This window comes from Flavobacterium sp. WV_118_3 (assembly GCF_039778605.1).
In the GTDB taxonomy this organism is placed as follows: Bacteria; Bacteroidota; Bacteroidia; order Flavobacteriales; family Flavobacteriaceae; genus Flavobacterium.
Window position 1 is genome coordinate 2,141,449 of sequence record NZ_CP156060.1, and the last position, 16,402, is coordinate 2,157,850.

18 protein-coding genes are annotated in these 16,402 nt (G+C 39.7%); 12 read left to right on the forward strand and 6 right to left on the reverse strand.

Features of this window, described 5'->3' with window-relative positions; all coding sequences use genetic code 11:
• The first annotated feature begins 16 nt into the window (after positions 1-16).
• Positions 17-1,036: a COX15/CtaA family protein gene (locus ABFU83_RS10000; RefSeq protein WP_347065618.1), complete on the forward strand. Its 1,020-nt coding sequence runs from the start codon at positions 17-19 to the stop codon at positions 1,034-1,036.
• Between the two features lie 10 nt (positions 1,037-1,046).
• On the opposite strand, the gene ABFU83_RS10005 is transcribed toward ABFU83_RS10000, so the two are convergent.
• From ABFU83_RS10005 to ABFU83_RS10030, 6 genes are all read right to left on the reverse strand, one after another.
• Positions 1,047-1,802, reverse strand: coding sequence for a LytTR family DNA-binding domain-containing protein (locus tag ABFU83_RS10005; protein ID WP_347065620.1), 756 nt, complete (start codon positions 1,800-1,802; stop codon positions 1,047-1,049).
• A gap of 24 nt (positions 1,803-1,826) precedes the next feature.
• Positions 1,827-2,162 (reverse strand): 2TM domain-containing protein, encoded by a 336-nt coding sequence (locus ABFU83_RS10010; protein WP_347065622.1) that lies wholly within the window; start codon positions 2,160-2,162, stop codon positions 1,827-1,829.
• Between the two features lies 1 nt (position 2,163).
• Positions 2,164-2,475 (reverse strand): 2TM domain-containing protein, encoded by a 312-nt coding sequence (locus tag ABFU83_RS10015; protein ID WP_347065623.1) that lies wholly within the window; start codon positions 2,473-2,475, stop codon positions 2,164-2,166.
• A 15-nt stretch (positions 2,476-2,490) separates the two neighbouring features.
• On the reverse strand, positions 2,491-3,831 hold the full coding sequence (locus tag ABFU83_RS10020) for a histidine kinase (protein WP_347065625.1): 1,341 nt from the start codon (positions 3,829-3,831) through the stop codon (positions 2,491-2,493).
• Positions 3,832-3,873: 42 nt separating this feature from the next.
• Positions 3,874-4,500, reverse strand: coding sequence for a hypothetical protein (locus ABFU83_RS10025; protein WP_347065627.1), 627 nt, complete (start codon positions 4,498-4,500; stop codon positions 3,874-3,876).
• 138 nt (positions 4,501-4,638) lie between these two features.
• Positions 4,639-6,789: a carboxypeptidase-like regulatory domain-containing protein gene (locus ABFU83_RS10030; protein WP_347065629.1), complete on the reverse strand. Its 2,151-nt coding sequence runs from the start codon at positions 6,787-6,789 to the stop codon at positions 4,639-4,641.
• A 165-nt stretch (positions 6,790-6,954) separates the two neighbouring features.
• Between ABFU83_RS10030 and ABFU83_RS10035 the strand changes: the two genes are divergently transcribed.
• The 11 genes from ABFU83_RS10035 to ABFU83_RS10085 all read left to right on the forward strand — a co-directional run bounded on the left by ABFU83_RS10035 (position 6,955) and on the right by ABFU83_RS10085 (position 16,391).
• Complete coding sequence (locus ABFU83_RS10035) at positions 6,955-7,296, forward strand: MmcQ/YjbR family DNA-binding protein (RefSeq protein ID WP_136402575.1); 342 nt, start codon at positions 6,955-6,957, stop codon at positions 7,294-7,296.
• A gap of 19 nt (positions 7,297-7,315) precedes the next feature.
• Positions 7,316-7,744, forward strand: a complete 429-nt coding sequence (locus ABFU83_RS10040; RefSeq protein ID WP_347065631.1) for a hypothetical protein — start codon at positions 7,316-7,318, stop codon at positions 7,742-7,744.
• A 9-nt stretch (positions 7,745-7,753) separates the two neighbouring features.
• The gene (locus ABFU83_RS10045; protein WP_347065632.1) at positions 7,754-9,025 is read left to right on the forward strand and encodes a chloride channel protein; all 1,272 of its coding nucleotides are present in this window, start codon (positions 7,754-7,756) and stop codon (positions 9,023-9,025) included.
• 1 nt (position 9,026) lies between these two features.
• Positions 9,027-9,623 carry an HPP family protein gene (locus ABFU83_RS10050; protein WP_347065634.1) on the forward strand — a complete coding sequence of 199 codons (597 nt, stop codon included), beginning with the start codon at positions 9,027-9,029 and terminating at the stop codon, positions 9,621-9,623.
• Between the two features lie 129 nt (positions 9,624-9,752).
• Positions 9,753-10,187, forward strand: coding sequence for a hypothetical protein (locus tag ABFU83_RS10055; RefSeq protein ID WP_136402571.1), 435 nt, complete (start codon positions 9,753-9,755; stop codon positions 10,185-10,187).
• 45 nt (positions 10,188-10,232) lie between these two features.
• Entirely contained in the window at positions 10,233-10,622 is a 390-nt protein-coding gene (locus ABFU83_RS10060; protein ID WP_347065635.1) for a VOC family protein, read from the forward strand.
• A gap of 148 nt (positions 10,623-10,770) precedes the next feature.
• On the forward strand, positions 10,771-11,316 hold the full coding sequence (locus tag ABFU83_RS10065) for a hypothetical protein (RefSeq protein ID WP_347065637.1): 546 nt from the start codon (positions 10,771-10,773) through the stop codon (positions 11,314-11,316).
• Between the two features lie 98 nt (positions 11,317-11,414).
• Positions 11,415-12,473: a nucleoid-associated protein gene (locus ABFU83_RS10070; protein ID WP_347065639.1), complete on the forward strand. Its 1,059-nt coding sequence runs from the start codon at positions 11,415-11,417 to the stop codon at positions 12,471-12,473.
• Between the two features lie 232 nt (positions 12,474-12,705).
• The gene (locus ABFU83_RS10075) at positions 12,706-14,562 is read left to right on the forward strand and encodes a hypothetical protein (protein ID WP_347065640.1); all 1,857 of its coding nucleotides are present in this window, start codon (positions 12,706-12,708) and stop codon (positions 14,560-14,562) included.
• A 67-nt stretch (positions 14,563-14,629) separates the two neighbouring features.
• Complete coding sequence (locus ABFU83_RS10080; RefSeq protein ID WP_347065642.1) at positions 14,630-15,526, forward strand: ATP-binding cassette domain-containing protein; 897 nt, start codon at positions 14,630-14,632, stop codon at positions 15,524-15,526.
• Positions 15,527-15,551: 25 nt separating this feature from the next.
• On the forward strand, positions 15,552-16,391 hold the full coding sequence (locus ABFU83_RS10085; protein ID WP_347065644.1) for an ABC transporter permease: 840 nt from the start codon (positions 15,552-15,554) through the stop codon (positions 16,389-16,391).
• Positions 16,392-16,402 lie beyond the last annotated feature (11 nt).

The following is a 16,402-nucleotide window of genomic DNA, read 5'->3' on the forward strand; positions in this document are numbered from 1 at the left end:
TTAAAAGCTTACAAAAATGAAAAAACATTTCACCACCATCGCAAAAACAGCTTTAGTATTAGTCTATTTGGTAATTGTAGCCGGAGCGCTGGTTCGTATGACCGGTTCCGGAATGGGTTGTCCCGATTGGCCGAAATGTTTTGGATATTATATTCCTCCAACCGATATCAAGGAACTGACCTGGAGTGAAAACCACGCGTTTAAAAAAGGCCAGGTGATCATTAAAGACAAAAGTCTGCTGGTAGCCAAAGATGATTTTACCACCGGAGCGGAATTTGACGCTTCCCATTGGAAAAAATACACCAAGCACGATTATGCGATCTTTAATGCTTCACATACCTGGACCGAGTATGGCAACCGACTGGTAGGTGCTTTGGCCGGTCTGGCTTGTTTTATTATGGCCATTGCGTCTTTTTCACTGTGGAAACAAAGTAAAAAAATCACCCTATTGTCCTGGCTGGTTGTTTTTATGATGGGATTCCAGGCATGGTTGGGCGCAACGGTTGTGTATTCGGTATTAAACCCGGTAAAAATCACCGTTCATATGGTAATGGCTCTGGTAATCGTTGCCGTTATCTTATATATTATCCGACTGGCCAAACCGGTTTCGTCGGATAAAATTGCGAATCCTATGTTTTTGACTATCCTTTGGGTTTCACTTGGCTTAACACTAATTCAGGTGGTTTTAGGAACTCAGGTACGTCAGTTTGTAGACGAACAGGTAAAATCCGGAATCGGAAATGAAACCCTTTGGTTAAGCAAACCCGAAGTGAGTTTTTACTTTCACCGTACGTTTTCCGTAGTGGTATTTTTATCGAGTCTGTTTCTGTATTTACGCAACAAACGACTTGGTTTGGGCTTTTCAAAAATCAACTGGGTGATGCTTCTATTAGCATTGGAAATCGCCTCCGGAATTGCCATGTATTACCTGCATTTTCCTTTCGGAAGTCAGACGATTCATTTGGTCCTTGCCTCGATTTTATTCGGAGTGCAGTTTTATATGATTCTGGAAGCCCGAAAAAATAAAACGGTATAAAAAATGGATCCTAACCGATCCATTCTTTAAAATCACTAACCCTTTCGCGGCTTACAATTACCTCATCGCCTTTATAGGTTGGCAAAACCACTTTTAGTCTGGAATTGCTATAGAGTACGATTTCCTTTATCGCGCGCATCGGAATGATAAATTTACGACTCACGCGATAGAAATCTTTTGGGTCCAATTCGGTTTCCAGTAACTCCAGTGTCTGATCCAGTAAATAATCCCGATTATCAGTCGTATGAACATAGGTTCCTTTGTTTTCGCTATAAAAACATTCGATTTCCTCTATCGGAATTACTTTTAACTGCTGACCGATTTTTACCGTAAAGCGCTTTTTATACGATTTATCCACCGGATTCACCAGCATTCGTTTGATCGTTTCAAAATCCAGTGACAATTGTTGCGGTTCCGGATTGCGTTGTCGGTATTTGTTTAATGCCACTTCCAGATCGTCTTCGTCTATCGGTTTTAACAGATAGTCAATACTGTTTAATTTAAAGGCTTTTAACGCATATTCGTCGTAGGCCGTCGTAAAAATAACCGCGCTTTTGATATCGATCTGTTCAAAGATTTCGAAAGAAAGTCCGTCGGAAAGCTGGATATCGAGAAAGATAAGATCCGGATGCGGATTGGCTTGAAACCATTGTAAAGATTCTTCTACCGAATGCAACATGGTATGGACGTTTAATCCCAGTTTTTCAACTTTTCGCTGTAATAATCGCGCTGCCGGTTTTTCGTCTTCTATAATTATAATATTCATCGTACTCGTATTCCTATTTTGTGATTATTCCCATTTTTCATTTTTCTCTTTTTCCATAAATTCTTTGATTTTACGGGCTTCCCAATCGCGTCCAAAGAAAAAATCGTACCCAAAAACCCGTAATCCGTGTGCAAGCAATCCGACTCCCCAACATATTGCGGTAAAGAAGTTTTTAAACTGAAAATAACTTTCCCCTACTTTTAAATCCCGAAAGTTTAAAAATACGATAAACAAATTGATCAATATGTATAGCATCAGGTGCGTATAGAATCCTTTGATTCGTTTTACCCTTTTGGCAGCTTCTTCATAACGACTATCGCTACTATATTGCTCTTCCCATGATTTGTATTTGCGGCGCATCTTAGTTCCAGTTTTGTTTGTGTTTTTGTTTTTCTTCTTCCTCTAAAAATTCTTTCATTTTACGGGCTTCCCAGTCACGCCCCAAAAAGGGCATATAGTTGAAAACTTTCATCCCGTGGAAAACCACTCCAATTCCCCATCCGATCATCGGATAAAAAAACCATAAATGCTCCGGGGACGTTAGCAGGTTGATTGCTAATAATGTGATATTTACAGCGATATAGGCGGTAAGGTTTCCGTAAAAACCTTTGATTTCTTCCACTCTTTTACGAGCTTGCTGATAGCGTTCCTGTTCGTTATAATTAGGTTCCATGAATATTCTTTTACATTATTTCCAGTTCTTTTTACTGTCGGTATCCTGTTTTTCCATCAGTTCCCGGATCTTGCGTTCTTCCCAGCTGGCGCCATATCCCAATACGCTAAATCCGTGTATAAAAAGCCCCATACCCCATCCCAACATCGGAAACCAAAACCACTGGAATCCCGGTGAAAAATAAAGATTGATAAATATGAGGGATGGAATTACCACACAATAGGATGTCAGGTTGCCATAAAAACCTTTTAAGGCTTCAACTTTCTTTTTGGCCCGATAATAAGCCGTATCGTCATGTTGCTCATACGTTTCCATAATACCAATTTGTTTGGTTAACATCGGTAGTTGTACCGTGAATGTTTTTTCAGTTTGTTCTATTTTTACCTTACGTTCCGTGAGAATCGCATAACGGTCGATGATGTTTTGTAAACCTACCCCTTGCCGGTCTTTTAAAACTTCTTTTTTTTGCAGATCGTTTTGTACTACGAGGTAGCCGTTTTGTTCGAATATCCGAATGTGTAATGGTTTTTGTTCGCTAACGATATTGTGTTTTATCGTGTTTTCCAATAATAACTGTAAGGATAACGGAACCACTTTTGCCTCCGGATTTGCTAATTTTTCAGGGTGTTCGTAGAAAATACTGTTTTCAAAACGCATTTTTAATAAGTTCATATACGTCTTGGCAAAGGCCAGTTCTTCTTCCACACTAACCAATTCCTTATCTTTTTGTTCCAGCACATAGCGGTATATTTTCGATAAAGAAGACGTAAAACGTTGTGCATTATCCGGGTTTTCTTCGATTAACGAACTCAGTACATTCAGACTGTTAAACAAAAAATGCGGGTCAATCTGGTTTTTTAAACTTTCAAATTTTGCCGAAGCCGTTCCGGCGATAATCTTTTGTTGTTTGAATCGGTTTTCCTGATAGGCTCTATAAAAATAGACCATATGGAGGATCAGCGTGATGATAAAGGTGATGATAATCGCTGTCAGGTAATTTCCCGGACTTTCTTTTGCTAAAAACGCTCGAAATGTTAGTCCGTTAAATTGTATTTCTTCAAAAGCCCGTAACAAAAAAATTACCGCTATAGAAACCACAAAGGAGCTTAAAAAACCTATAATTACCCTTTTCAAAGCAAAACGATCTTGTGTAAATATCCGGTCCAGCACCACGAAAACAGCCATATTTGCCATATATAATGCTACCGTATAGAGCATTGTAAACTCAACATTTAGCCAGAAAGCATCGTTAATCGGTACCGGGTTTCCATTCATCCATCGAAGCAAAAGCAATACACCAATGATGGCCGTTCCAATACCTATGGCTCGTAAAAAATGTCTCAGGTAAAAGTTCATTTTATTTTCTGTTTATTCGTGGCTATTCCGCCGGTTTGTTTTTTATTTTGTGTTGCAGTTTTGCAGCACTTCCTGCGCTCTGTCCAATCCCCAGTTCGGATGAAAAGGCGATTCTGGTTTAAAAGTAGCAAAAAGTTCAATTGATTTCGCAACTTGCCCACACATTGGTTTGGTGTCTTTTCCGAAAAATTTGGCGCCACCTATTTCAAATTCGGCTTTCGAAAATACAACTCTCGGGTTATTCGGTGCCAAAGCCAGTGCTTTATAATATTGTTCCATCGTTTTCCCGCTATATTTCATTCCGTTCGATTGCGGATCGTATACAATCCAAGCGGTGTAAATCATTGCCTGCATGACCATTAATTCCGGATTATTCGGACTGATGGTGCTGGCGTCGTTTTCGGCCTGTTGTGCTTTTTCCAATAAAGCCGAAACCTTGTCGCGATTGGCTGGAACAAAAGCTTCTGTTGTATTGACCAATGCTACGTAGTAGTTCGGTAGCCAGTTGTCTTTTTCCACTAATGCGATACGTTCAAAAAGGGCCTTTGCTTCGGTTGTTTTCCCTTCACTCCACAAACCAAGGGCCTTTTTCATTCCTTGTTCGTATTGCGTTTGTGAAAATGTGATAGTGCTGATCAAAAGTGTTAGCGCGATGATAATTTTTTTCATGATTTCTATTTTTTTAAATGGATTAATGATTTTGTATTGTGATGATTGAAACTTTATTATTTACAGGTCAAAGGTAGTATGGGGGCTTCTACTTTAAAATTAATCCTGACCCAACTGTCATTTTTCAGGGATGAATTGTTAGAGGTTTTCCAATTGGTTGGATTTCTTATCCTGACTGATGGTCCAGAAGAAACCGATAAAGAAAAACCGGTCGGCAGCCTGTCCTATCGCCTGGCGCTGAAATTGTCCGCCTACATCAGGTGAATTGGCATATTGGTAACCAAAAACGTTGTCTTTTCCCATTACATTTGAAACCGATAGGTATAGTATTTTTTGTGGTGACATCAGGTAGGCCCAACTCAGACTCAAACTGTTATAGCTCGTCGTTTTTCCATTCATAAAAGTCATTTCATTCGGATTGTTATACGGACGTCCGGTGGCAAAGCTGTTCGTCACACTCAACTGCGAACGCAAATCGTTGATCCAGTATTTTCCCACTACCGAAAGCGTATGGTTCGCTACAAAATTGGGCGTTACTTTATCCGGATAGTTTTTATAATCCCTTTTACTGTCGATATACGAGTAGGACAACCAATATTCCAGATTTTTAACCGTTTTATTATCCCTCCAGAAAAGATCAAATCCTTTGGCATATCCGCTTCCGTTGTTGGTATAAATACTGTTGTATTGCGGCAAATCGGTGTTGTATTTTACCAGATTGCTATAATCCTTATAATACAATTCGGCACGTAGTGTTCTTCCGTTCGGGTTATAGGTGTAATTCAGTATATAATGTGCTGTTTTTTCCGGTTCGAACGCCGAAGTGTATTTCAGGTAATCCTGTTTTGGCAACTGATTAAAATCGCCATACGCAAGTGACAATTGCCCGTTTTTATTGGTTCTGTAAGCCAGAGAAGCTCGCGGTTCCAATACCGATGTTCCTAATAAATCGCTGTGCATCCCGCGAAGTCCGGCTTTTACGGCAAAGTCTGATGTTAGTACAATATCCGTTTCAGCATATAAAGCTCCGATTCCACTGCTATAACCTGTTTTGAATTCATTTGACGGCTGGCGGTAACTTCCATCGAAATCCGTTGTAAAATAATCCCCTCCGAAAATCATTCTTACTTTATTCGAAAACTTTTTACCCAGTTTTAGTTTTAGGTGTGCGGCATTTTCCTGATCTTTTACCGCATTACTATCCAAATCTGTTTTGGTCAGACTATAACCATAACCTATTCCGGTTTGTATCGTCCAGTTGGCGCCAAAATTTCCTTTATAAGATGCATTCAGATACAGATTATTATTTTGAATGGCTACACGAATCGGGTCTTCATAATTGATATCTTTTTGATTGAGTTCAAAATTGGCATAATCATAAGCCGTATAAAATTTAAACAACCCGTTTTTAAACTGACGACGGAAAACCATTTCCCCCGACATGGACTGATACGGTTTGATCCAGTCTACATTTTGTTGGATCGCCTTTTGATACGGCTCCAGATTGATATAGCTTGTATTAAAACTAAAAGATCCTTTCCCCCATTTTTGCGTATTCCCTACACCCAAACCAACTGTCATCAGGGATATATCTGTTTTTTCCTGATCCGGTTCATCAATCGTATTCAATAACAACACACTGGATAAAGCATCGCCAAATTCCGCCGAATAGCCTCCGGTTGTAAAAGACATTCCACTAAACAAGAAAGGTGAAAAACGTCCCCGGGTTGGCAGATTATTGGCTGAAGCGCCATAAGGCTGTGCGACCCGGATACCGTCAATATAGGTTTGGGTTTCATCCGATTCCCCACCGCGAACAAACAAACGACCGCTCTCTCCTACAATCTGCGCGCCCGGAAGGGTTTGCAAGGCTCCGATTATATTACCGGGCGAACCGGCCGTAGTGACAATATCCAGTGGTTTTAAAACCGATGCTTTTGAATTGCCTCCAGCTTGAAACGATCCCACGGAAATCACCACATCATTTAAAGCATTCGCACTGGATTTTACGGTAAACGAACGGGATTTGTAAGTCTCTATTACGATGGTTTCCCGAATGGTTTCCAACAACAACGAGCTGATCACCAAAACCTGACTTCCTTTCGCATCGGTTTCAAATGAGAAGGTACCGTCGGCTGCAGATGGCGCTCCGTCATAGGTTCCTTCTATAAACACATTCACCCCCTCCTGCGGTTTCCCTTTTTGATCAACCAGTTTTCCGGAAATTTTTGTTTGCGCCTGAAATACCAGACAACATAAAAGACTACAAATTGTAAGTATCGTTTTCATCATTTCTTGTTTTTTAGTGCTTCAAAATTGCAACAGTTGGTTTTCATTTAATAAAAAAGGATACCGAACTGTAGTTTTCTTAGGATGAATTGTAAATTTTTTAAAAGCGTGCTTTTCTTTTGTCGCAAAATGGCGTAAATTAGCAGGAATCCAAGTTATTATCGTATGAATATTGAAGAACTACAAATCCTTTGTTCCTCTTTTCCGGGTGTAACGGAGGACATCAAATGGGGAAATGATCTGTGTTTTCTGATCGCCAATAAAATGTTTTGTGTAATCGGTCTTGATAGCACACCGCTAACGGTTTCGTTTAAAACGACCGAAGAAGATTTTGATCAATTAACCACACGACTGCATATAAAACCGGCTCCGTATATGGCCCGGTATAAATGGGTATTGGTAGAAGACAGTTCCGTACTAACATCTAAAGAGTGGGAACACTATATCGCGCAGTCCTATCGACTGATCAAAGGAAAACTGTCAGCAAAAGTTCAGGCTTCCCTATAGTAATCCAAAAAACAAAACCATGAAAATACCCGACCAATACCTACCGGTCATGCCGTATATCATTACCGACCAGGCCGAGTCTTTTCTCGATTTTACCAAAAAAGTACTGGGCGCCCGGGAGCAGCTTATCGTTCCCGGTGAAGGCAACCGAACGATTATGCATGGCGAAATTCGGATTGGAGATGCGGTAATCATGTTTGCCCAGAAACCGGACAATTATGATACCCGTTCCTGTGGTATGTTTGTTTATGTCGAAAATGTAGACACCGTTTATCAAAATGCACTCCAACAACATGCTGTTTCCCTGATGCAACCTATTGCTATACGGCTGGTTTTGAAGATCCTTTTGGTAACCAGTGGTGGATCGTTACACCGTAATTTTAACGTTTTTATACCGTTTTTTAGCATTTCAATGGTTATTTTTGCGTATCAAATTTTGCATTCATAGCTCCCCGAAATGAAAAAAACAACCCGGATCAAAAAGAACCATCGTCTGATTGTTCTTCAAAAGTTGATCATCACATCTGCCGTTATCGGTTTTTTAAGTGCCTTACTTGGCAATACGCTCAAAAAAATAACGGAACATTACGAAGCTATTTTCTTTACACTGGCGCAACAACACTGGCTGTTGTATTTATTGTTCCCGATCTTGGGTTTTTCGATCATTTATTTTTTAAGGCAGACACTATTCCGCAAAAAGGAAAACAAAGGCATCAAGGAAATTTACGAGAGTACCGAATCCAAAAACAAAAACCTGCCGGCCTATAAAGTGAGTTCGCATTTCCTGAATGGACTGATCACGGTTATTTTTGGAGGATCAACCGGGATTGAGGTTTCTACCGTAGTGGCTTCGGCGGCTATCGGGTCGGTGGTTCAGCAAAAGGAAAATCTGTTTAAACGTTATAAAACACAACTCATTTGCGCCGGAATTGCTTCCGGAATCACCGCGCTTTTTGGTAGTCCGTTTGCCGGACTGATTTTCGCCTATGAGGTGATTTCCCGAAAATGGTCCCGATCGTTTTTACTGACCAATGGCGTTGCAGTAGCCGTCGCTTTTGCCTTTACGTATTTTGTAGACAATCAGCCCCTTTTTAATATTAACGTATTGCCCTGGCATTTGCATGCGCTTCCGTATATGATCCTCTTGGGAATGATCGCCGGAGTGAATGCCGTATATCTAAATCGTTGTGTCTTGCTTTTTAAAAAGAAATTCGCCGAAATTGATCAGCATCATTTTCGTATTATCATTGGCGCCGGATTGGTTAGTCTTGCCCTGATTGTTTTCCCGCAACTTTATGGCGAAGGCTATCACGCAGTAAAAGAACTGACGCTACAATCGGGCAATCTTACACTCACCGTATCGCTGGCCGCAACGTTGGTTTTTGTAATTTTACTAAAACCAATCGTTACCTCATTGACCCTGGTTTCCGGTGGCGATGGCGGTGTATTCGCACCGAGTTTGTTTATCGGTGCCTTTTTAGGCTTACTAACTGCCTCCGTTTTAAATACGTTTTTCCACGCCAATGTCTTACCAATTAATTTTATGGTTATTGGAATGGCAGCCATGTTAAGTGCCAGTATCCATGCTCCGTTTACCGCTTTATTTCTGGTTTGTGAAGCCATTGGCGATTATACGTTGTTTTTCCCGATCCTGATGGTTTGTCTGATATCGAAAACTACTGCTAAATTCATTTATCCATATACTGTTTACAGCTATTCCCGAGTTTAATATGCCTACTCCTAAAATCAAACGCAATTACCGTAAAGCCCGTTATGTGCTTTACAAAGAAACCTTAATCGATTATAAAGAACATTTTTGGGCTTTCCTCGGATCGTTGGTCGGATTGGGGATTATTGCCTACTTCCAATACGGTTTGTTTACTCCTCAGGATTATACCTTCCTGATTGGTTCTTTTGGTGCGTCATGCGTACTGGTTTACGGCGTGATTCAGAGTCCGCTGGCACAACCGCGCAATCTGGTAGGTGGTCATCTTATTTCCGCACTGATCGGTGTTACCATACAAAAACTGATTCCGGATATTTTATGGATTTCGGCTCCTTTAGCTGTTTCCCTGTCGATTGTGCTCATGCAAATCACCAAAACACTACATCCACCCGGAGGCGCCACAGCATTAATCGCGGTTACCGGTTCGCCTCAGATTAAGGAACTCGGTTACTGGTATGTGGTTTCGCCGGTGTTAACAGGAGCACTGGTATTGCTGGTAGTGGCACTCCTCTTTAACAATATGACCTCCAACCGACAGTATCCTACGCATCCGAAGTTTACTCATTTTAAGAAAAGCATCATCAGCCGGTTAAAACCTTAAACTAACAAAGTGCTGCTAAAAGTGCGAATTAATAACAAAATGATATCAATATTTTAATTACTCTTAAAATATTATAATTATAAAATTAATTTTCTTAGTATTGCAAAACAATATTAACTACCTTAAACTATGAAATACTTTAAATCTTTATTAGTTATCGTTGCATTATTCGCATTAAACACGATTTCAGCACAGTCCGTTACCGATAAATGGCCGGAAATGAAAAATTTTCAGGATTTATTAACCAAAGTATCCCGTGACGCTCAGAAAGGGAATTTCACTCCGCTTAAAGGAAATGGAGAATCTCTGGTACAATATGCAGTAGCTATTGATGCCAACAAATTTCCAGAGCACGTAACCAGAACATCCGGTTTAACGGAAAAGGTAGAAGCACTACACAACGAAACCAAAAACTTAAATGACATCATTAACAGTAAAGGTTCTAATGATGCGATTTTAAAAGCGCTTACCAAAGTAAACGATTCGTACCAAACAGTATTAAATACAGTAAACGGAACTGCAAAGGCTAAAAGTGCCGCTCCAGCTCCAAAAGCTAAAAAATAATTTACAGAAGCCTGGTTAACACCAGGCTTTTTCTTTCTCTATTCCATGTTATCGCTTAACAAAATTCACCACATTGCCGTTATCTGTTCGGACTATACCGTTTCCAAACATTTCTATACCGAAATTTTAGGATTAACCGTACTTCAGGAAGTATACCGAAGCGAACGCCAATCGTACAAACTGGATCTGGCGATTAACGGAAATTATTGCCTCGAACTTTTTTCTTTTCCCGATCCGCCGCAACGTCCTTCCCGACCGGAAGCTGCCGGATTACGCCATCTGGCTTTTGAAGTCGACGATATTGTCGCCACACAACACTATCTTTCCGAACGTAAAATCGAAACCGAAGCCATCCGCATCGATGAATATACCGGAAAGCGCTTTTTCTTTATCGCCGATCCGGACGATCTTCCGATCGAATTCTACGAAAAATAAACGGTCTTTATCCGAAACAATATCCCGCATAAAAAACATTTAACACACTAACGTTAAACACCTTACAAAACTTCGTCAAAAAATTATCAACACTAATTGGAATCAAAAGTATTAACCGTAACTTTGGCTTTTTAAAACAAATAAGGTTATGGTTTATAAATTTAGAGTTATACTCGACGCCGAAGAAGACATTTTCAGGGACATTGCTATCCTTGAAGAAGACACTTTGGAGGATTTACACAATGCGATCGTAAACGCTTTTGGCTTTGACGGAATGGAAATCGCTTCATTTTATACTTGCGATGACGAATGGACACAGGAAGATGAAATCCCGTTGTTTGATACCGGTGACGTTCCTGGCGAACAAAGAACCATGGCGGATTATCCGCTTTCTTCCATTTTGGACGAAGACAGTACTAAAATCATCTATGTATACGATTTCTTAAATATGTGGACATTCTTCGTAGAATTGGCTGCTGTAGAAGAACCTGAAAATGGGGTAACCTATCCGGATCTGTTGTTTGCGCATGGCGAATTACCAACGGATGCACCTACCAAAGATTTCAATAGTCCTATCGTATCGAGCGACGATATGTATGGGGAGTTTGAAGACGATTTTGACGAAGAAGATTTAGACATGTTCGACGGAGACGACAGTTTTAACGATTACGGTTTTGAAGAAAACTGGAACTAAAAATAGCTTTAAAAATACAACCACATCAATACTATATCCGGCATAAAAAATCCGACTAAAAAACAGTCGGATTTTTTTGCCACAGCAATTATAACACCATGATAAACTTATTTAATACCCACATCGACAACCTTTCTATCCACAGAGTAGGAAATAAAAGCCGCAGTGAGGCCATCTTTCTTTCGGAAACACCTTATGCTCTGAATGATGAGATTATGCCTTTATTAAAAGAGTATTTTTTTAAACCTTTCCGCGAAAAAGAGGAAAATTACTTTCAGTTTGCTCACGATGTGGATTTGGATTATAACGAAATGTACAATTTCTCGAACGAGATTTTTGCCAATCCGGGAAGCATTCACGATGTTTCTAAAAAAATAACCAAACACCTTTTTGAACAGTCCAATCATCCGCATATCAAAAACGGAGAGGTGTATGTAACCTACCTGACCAATGTTTCGATCGACAATAATGTAGTGGATGCGATCGGAATTTTTAAAAGTGAGTTAAAAGCCGATTTCCTTCAATTTGAAGAAAAAGGTTCGACATTGGAAATGATTTTGCAACAGGGAATCAACCTGAACAAGCTGGACAAAGGCTGTTTGATTTTCAATTATAAAAAAGAAGAAGGTTATAAAATTTTAACGATCGACAGTAACCGTTATGATGCCCGTTACTGGTTGGAGCATTTCCTATCGGTGGACGCGTTTCAGGACGAAAACTTTATGACTAAAAAATACCTGAAATTCTGCCAGGATTTTGCAAAAGAAGTTGTTTTACCGGCCGAAGACAAAAAAGAAGAGGTAATGTTTATGAACCGTTCGGTAAATTATTTTGCTAAAAACGACGAGTTCGAAGAAACCAACTTCTTAAACGAGGTAATTGACAATCCGGATCTGATTTCCGAATTTAAAAACTATAAAGTTGACAAAGGCGAAAAATACAGTATTGAAGACCTGACCAACTTCCCGATTGCCAATGCGGCCGTTTCGGATGCCCGTAAAAAAATGAAGAACATTATCGAACTGGATACCAATATTCAGATCAAACTGGACTTTATTAACCCGGAAAGTGCCGAAAAATTCGTAGAAAAAGGCTGGGACGAAGAAAAACAGATGTATTACTACTTAGTATACTTCAACAAAGAGCAAAAAAGCTAATACAAGACAAAGCGGCTGTTTCAAAAATGAACAGCCGCTTTTTTCATGTAATACCATACCTGACAGGTTTTAAAAACCTGGCAGGTGTCACTAATCGGAATAACTTTCGAATATCGTCCGTAAAAGACAAAAAGAAAGTTCCCTATTTTTTTATTCCACAAGATAACAAGATTCGTTTTTTTCCGTTCATTAACGTATCTTTATAACATCAAGTACCGATTATTACCGATAAATGTTACAAAAAATTGCTGCTTTTCTGGTTGTATTTCTCGTTCTCGCATCACATGGATATGCGCAGGACAACAAAACCAAAGCCGATTCGACAAAAGTCATTTATCAGGATATCGAAAAGTTTTCCAAAAAGAAAAAATTTACCAGCTTTATTCACCGGCTTATTTTCAGGCCAACCCGTAGTGTAACCACTCCGAAAAAGGAAATTAAAAACGCACCGCCACCCAAAGTGGCCTCCTATTTACCGTTTGAAGGAAAAGTAATCCGTAACATCAAAATCGAAACACTGGATCCGTTTGGTTATTCCGTTACCGATGAAAATGAGGCGCCGCGAAAATGGATCGAACGTTTTGGAAACCGGATTCATATACGCACCAAAAACTGGACGGTGCGCAATCTATTACTTTTTAAACAAAACGAAACGGTCGACTCGCTAAAAATGCGGGAATCGGAACGTCTGATTCGTCGCCAACGTTATGTGCGCAGCGTGGTCGTAAAGCCCGTTCCAACCACAAGTCCCGATTCGGTTGATGTGGTAATCCGCGTACTCGATTCCTGGAGTTTTGTTCCTACCGGAGCCATTTCCAGTTCGCAAAGTAATCTGGAACTTACCGAACGAAATTTTCTGGGATTGGGACATGAATTCGAAAATAATTTTAAGCAACGTTTTTCCGATAATAAAAGTGCCTATAGTGCGAAATATACAATTCCAAATATCCGGAATACCTATATCAATACAACGCTTCGCTATGAATACGGACTGGAAGACGATTATATTAAAGGTTTTGCCGTAGAACGTGGGTTCTTTTCACCCTTAACCCGATGGGCCGGCGGCTATGGTTTTGAACAAAACTTTCATAAAGAAGAATTTAAAGACGGTACTTTAGATGATGAAGGCAATCCGAATATGGTTTCCCAAAACTTTAAAGCCGAAGGACAAAATATCTGGGCTGGTCATGCATTTCGTATTTTTAAAGGCCGATCGGAAGACAATCGGGTAACTAATCTGGTAACCACAGCTCGATATTACAACCTCAAGTTTATCGAAAAACCCGGAATACAATACGATTCCATCAATTTCTTTTCCAATACACAATTGTATCTGGCCAGTGTCGGTATTACCACCCGTAGTTTTGTTCAGGAACGGTTTTTATTTAACTACGGCATTATCGAAGACGTCCCGGTAGGACGTGTGTATTCGATTACCTCCGGAATTCATCATAAAAACCAATTGAAACGTCTGTATTTGGGCGGCCGACTATCATCCGGCGATTATTATAATTTCGGATTTTTAGGCACTACTGTCGAATGGGGTGCTTATTTTAACGGTGCATCTACCGAACAAACGGTTTTCCGCTTCGAACTTAACTATTTCACCAAACTGATTGAACTCGGAAGCTGGAAATTCCGTCAGTTTATAAAACCCGAACTGATCATCGGTAGTCATCGTTTACCTACGGAACGGGATTTATTAACCTTATCCGGCACTAATGGCATTCAGGGTTTTGATAGCGTCGATCTCTATGGAAGTCGGAGATGGCAGTTTACGGTTCAAACACAATCGTATATGCCGGGAAGTTGGTACGGTTTCCGTTTTAGTCCGTTTGCCAACTTTTCATTTGGTATGTTAGGCGACGAAAACCATCTGTTTTCTACCCGTCTCTATTCTAAATTCGGTTTGGGAGTACTGATCAGTAACGATTATCTCGTTTTTAACAGCTTCCAATTATCGTTTGCCTTCTACCCTACGATTCCCGGAAACGGAGATAATATTTTTAAGACAAATTCTTTTAAAAATACCGATTTCGGTTTGCAAAATTTCCAGATGGGGAATCCTAGCGTGGTTCCGTATCAATAATTTTATTTTTGTCGTAACAAATTGGTTGGTGGTTCGTCATATATTTTATCAATCAAAAAAATATACTTTGGAAACAATCCTTACTATTCAAAACTTAGATAAAAAGTTCGGGAATGTACATGCCGTAAAAAATGTGTCTTTCGAGATCAAAAAAGGAAATGTATATGGCATTTTAGGACCGAACGGTAGTGGAAAATCCACTACATTGGGTATTATCCTGAATGTGGTTAACAAAACATCCGGAAATTACACCTGGTTCGATGGCAAACTGGACACACATCATGCGCTTAAAAAAGTCGGTGCCATTATCGAACGCCCTAATTTTTATCCGTACCTGACCGCTGAAGAAAACCTAAAACTGGTTTGTAAAATCAAAGGCGTTTCGTATGATAAAGTAAAGGAAAAGCTGGAAGTCGTGGGGCTTTACGAACGAAAAGACAGCAAATTCAGAACTTTTTCACTGGGAATGAAACAACGTCTTGCCATTGCATCGGCTCTTTTAAACGATCCGGAAATCCTGATCCTGGACGAACCAACCAACGGATTGGATCCGCAGGGAATCCGTCAGATTCGTGATATTATCCGACATATTGCCTCAATGGGCACCACAATTCTATTGGCTTCGCACTTATTGGACGAAGTGGAAAAAGTATGTTCGCATGTGGTCGTACTTCGCAAAGGCGAAATCCTGTATACCGGTACCGTTGATGGAATTATTTCGAACGAAGGCTTCTTTGAACTGCAATCGGATAATCACGACATTCTAAAATCGACGCTTACAAACCTTACCGCTATTGATAAAATTGAAGAGGAAGAAGGCAAATTGCTGGTCTATCTCAATGCTCCATTGGAAGCTTCGGAACTCAATCGCTTTCTGTTTCAGCACAATATTGTCCTGAATCACCTGGTAAAACGCAAACACAGTCTCGAAGAACAGTTTTTACAATTAACCAGCAAGCACTAATTTTCATCAATCACAATCGCACCTTATGAAACGTCTTTTAGAAATCGAACTTCAAAAACTATGGAAAAACAGAGCCAGTAAAGTACTGATTCTTTCCTATTTTATTTTATTATCATTTATCGCCTTAATCGCAGCCATCAAATTCGATTTTGGAAACTTCAGACTGCATATTGCCGAACAAGGAATTTTTAATTTCCCGTTTATCTGGCACTTTAATACCTGGATTGCGTCTATTTTTAAACTTTTCCTGGCCATTGTAATCGTTTCCATGATGGCAAATGAATACAGCTACGGTACACTAAAACAAAATCTTATCGATGGTTTAAGTAAAAAAGAATTTATCCAGTCCAAATTCCTGACGGTGTTGCTTTTTGCCTTTGGATCGACTGTTTTTGTATTCCTAATGTCCCTTATTTTAGGCTATAGTTATTCGTCCTATAATGAATTCGGCATTGTCTTTTCTGATATGGAATATCTATTTGCCTATTTTATAAAACTAACCGCTTTTTTCTCGTTCTGTTTGTTATTGGGTATTTTGGTAAAACGTTCGGCATTTGCACTTGGTTTCCTTTTATTATGGAGTATTTTAGAAGCGATCGCCATCGGGTTAATGCGCTGGAAATTTTTCAAAGACACAGATGTTTATCAAAAAGTTAGTCAGTTTTTTCCTTTAGAATCGATGAGCAATCTGATTAAAGAGCCTTTTAGCCGTCTTTCGGTTATTAAAAACCTGAGCAGCACCATTAGCGGACAAGACATGGCAAAAGACTACAGTGTTCATTTTGGCGACGTAACTATTGTGCTTATCTGGACCGTTATTTTTATGTTAATATCGTATAAAATTCTAAAAAAACGAGATTTGTAGTATCTTTGCAG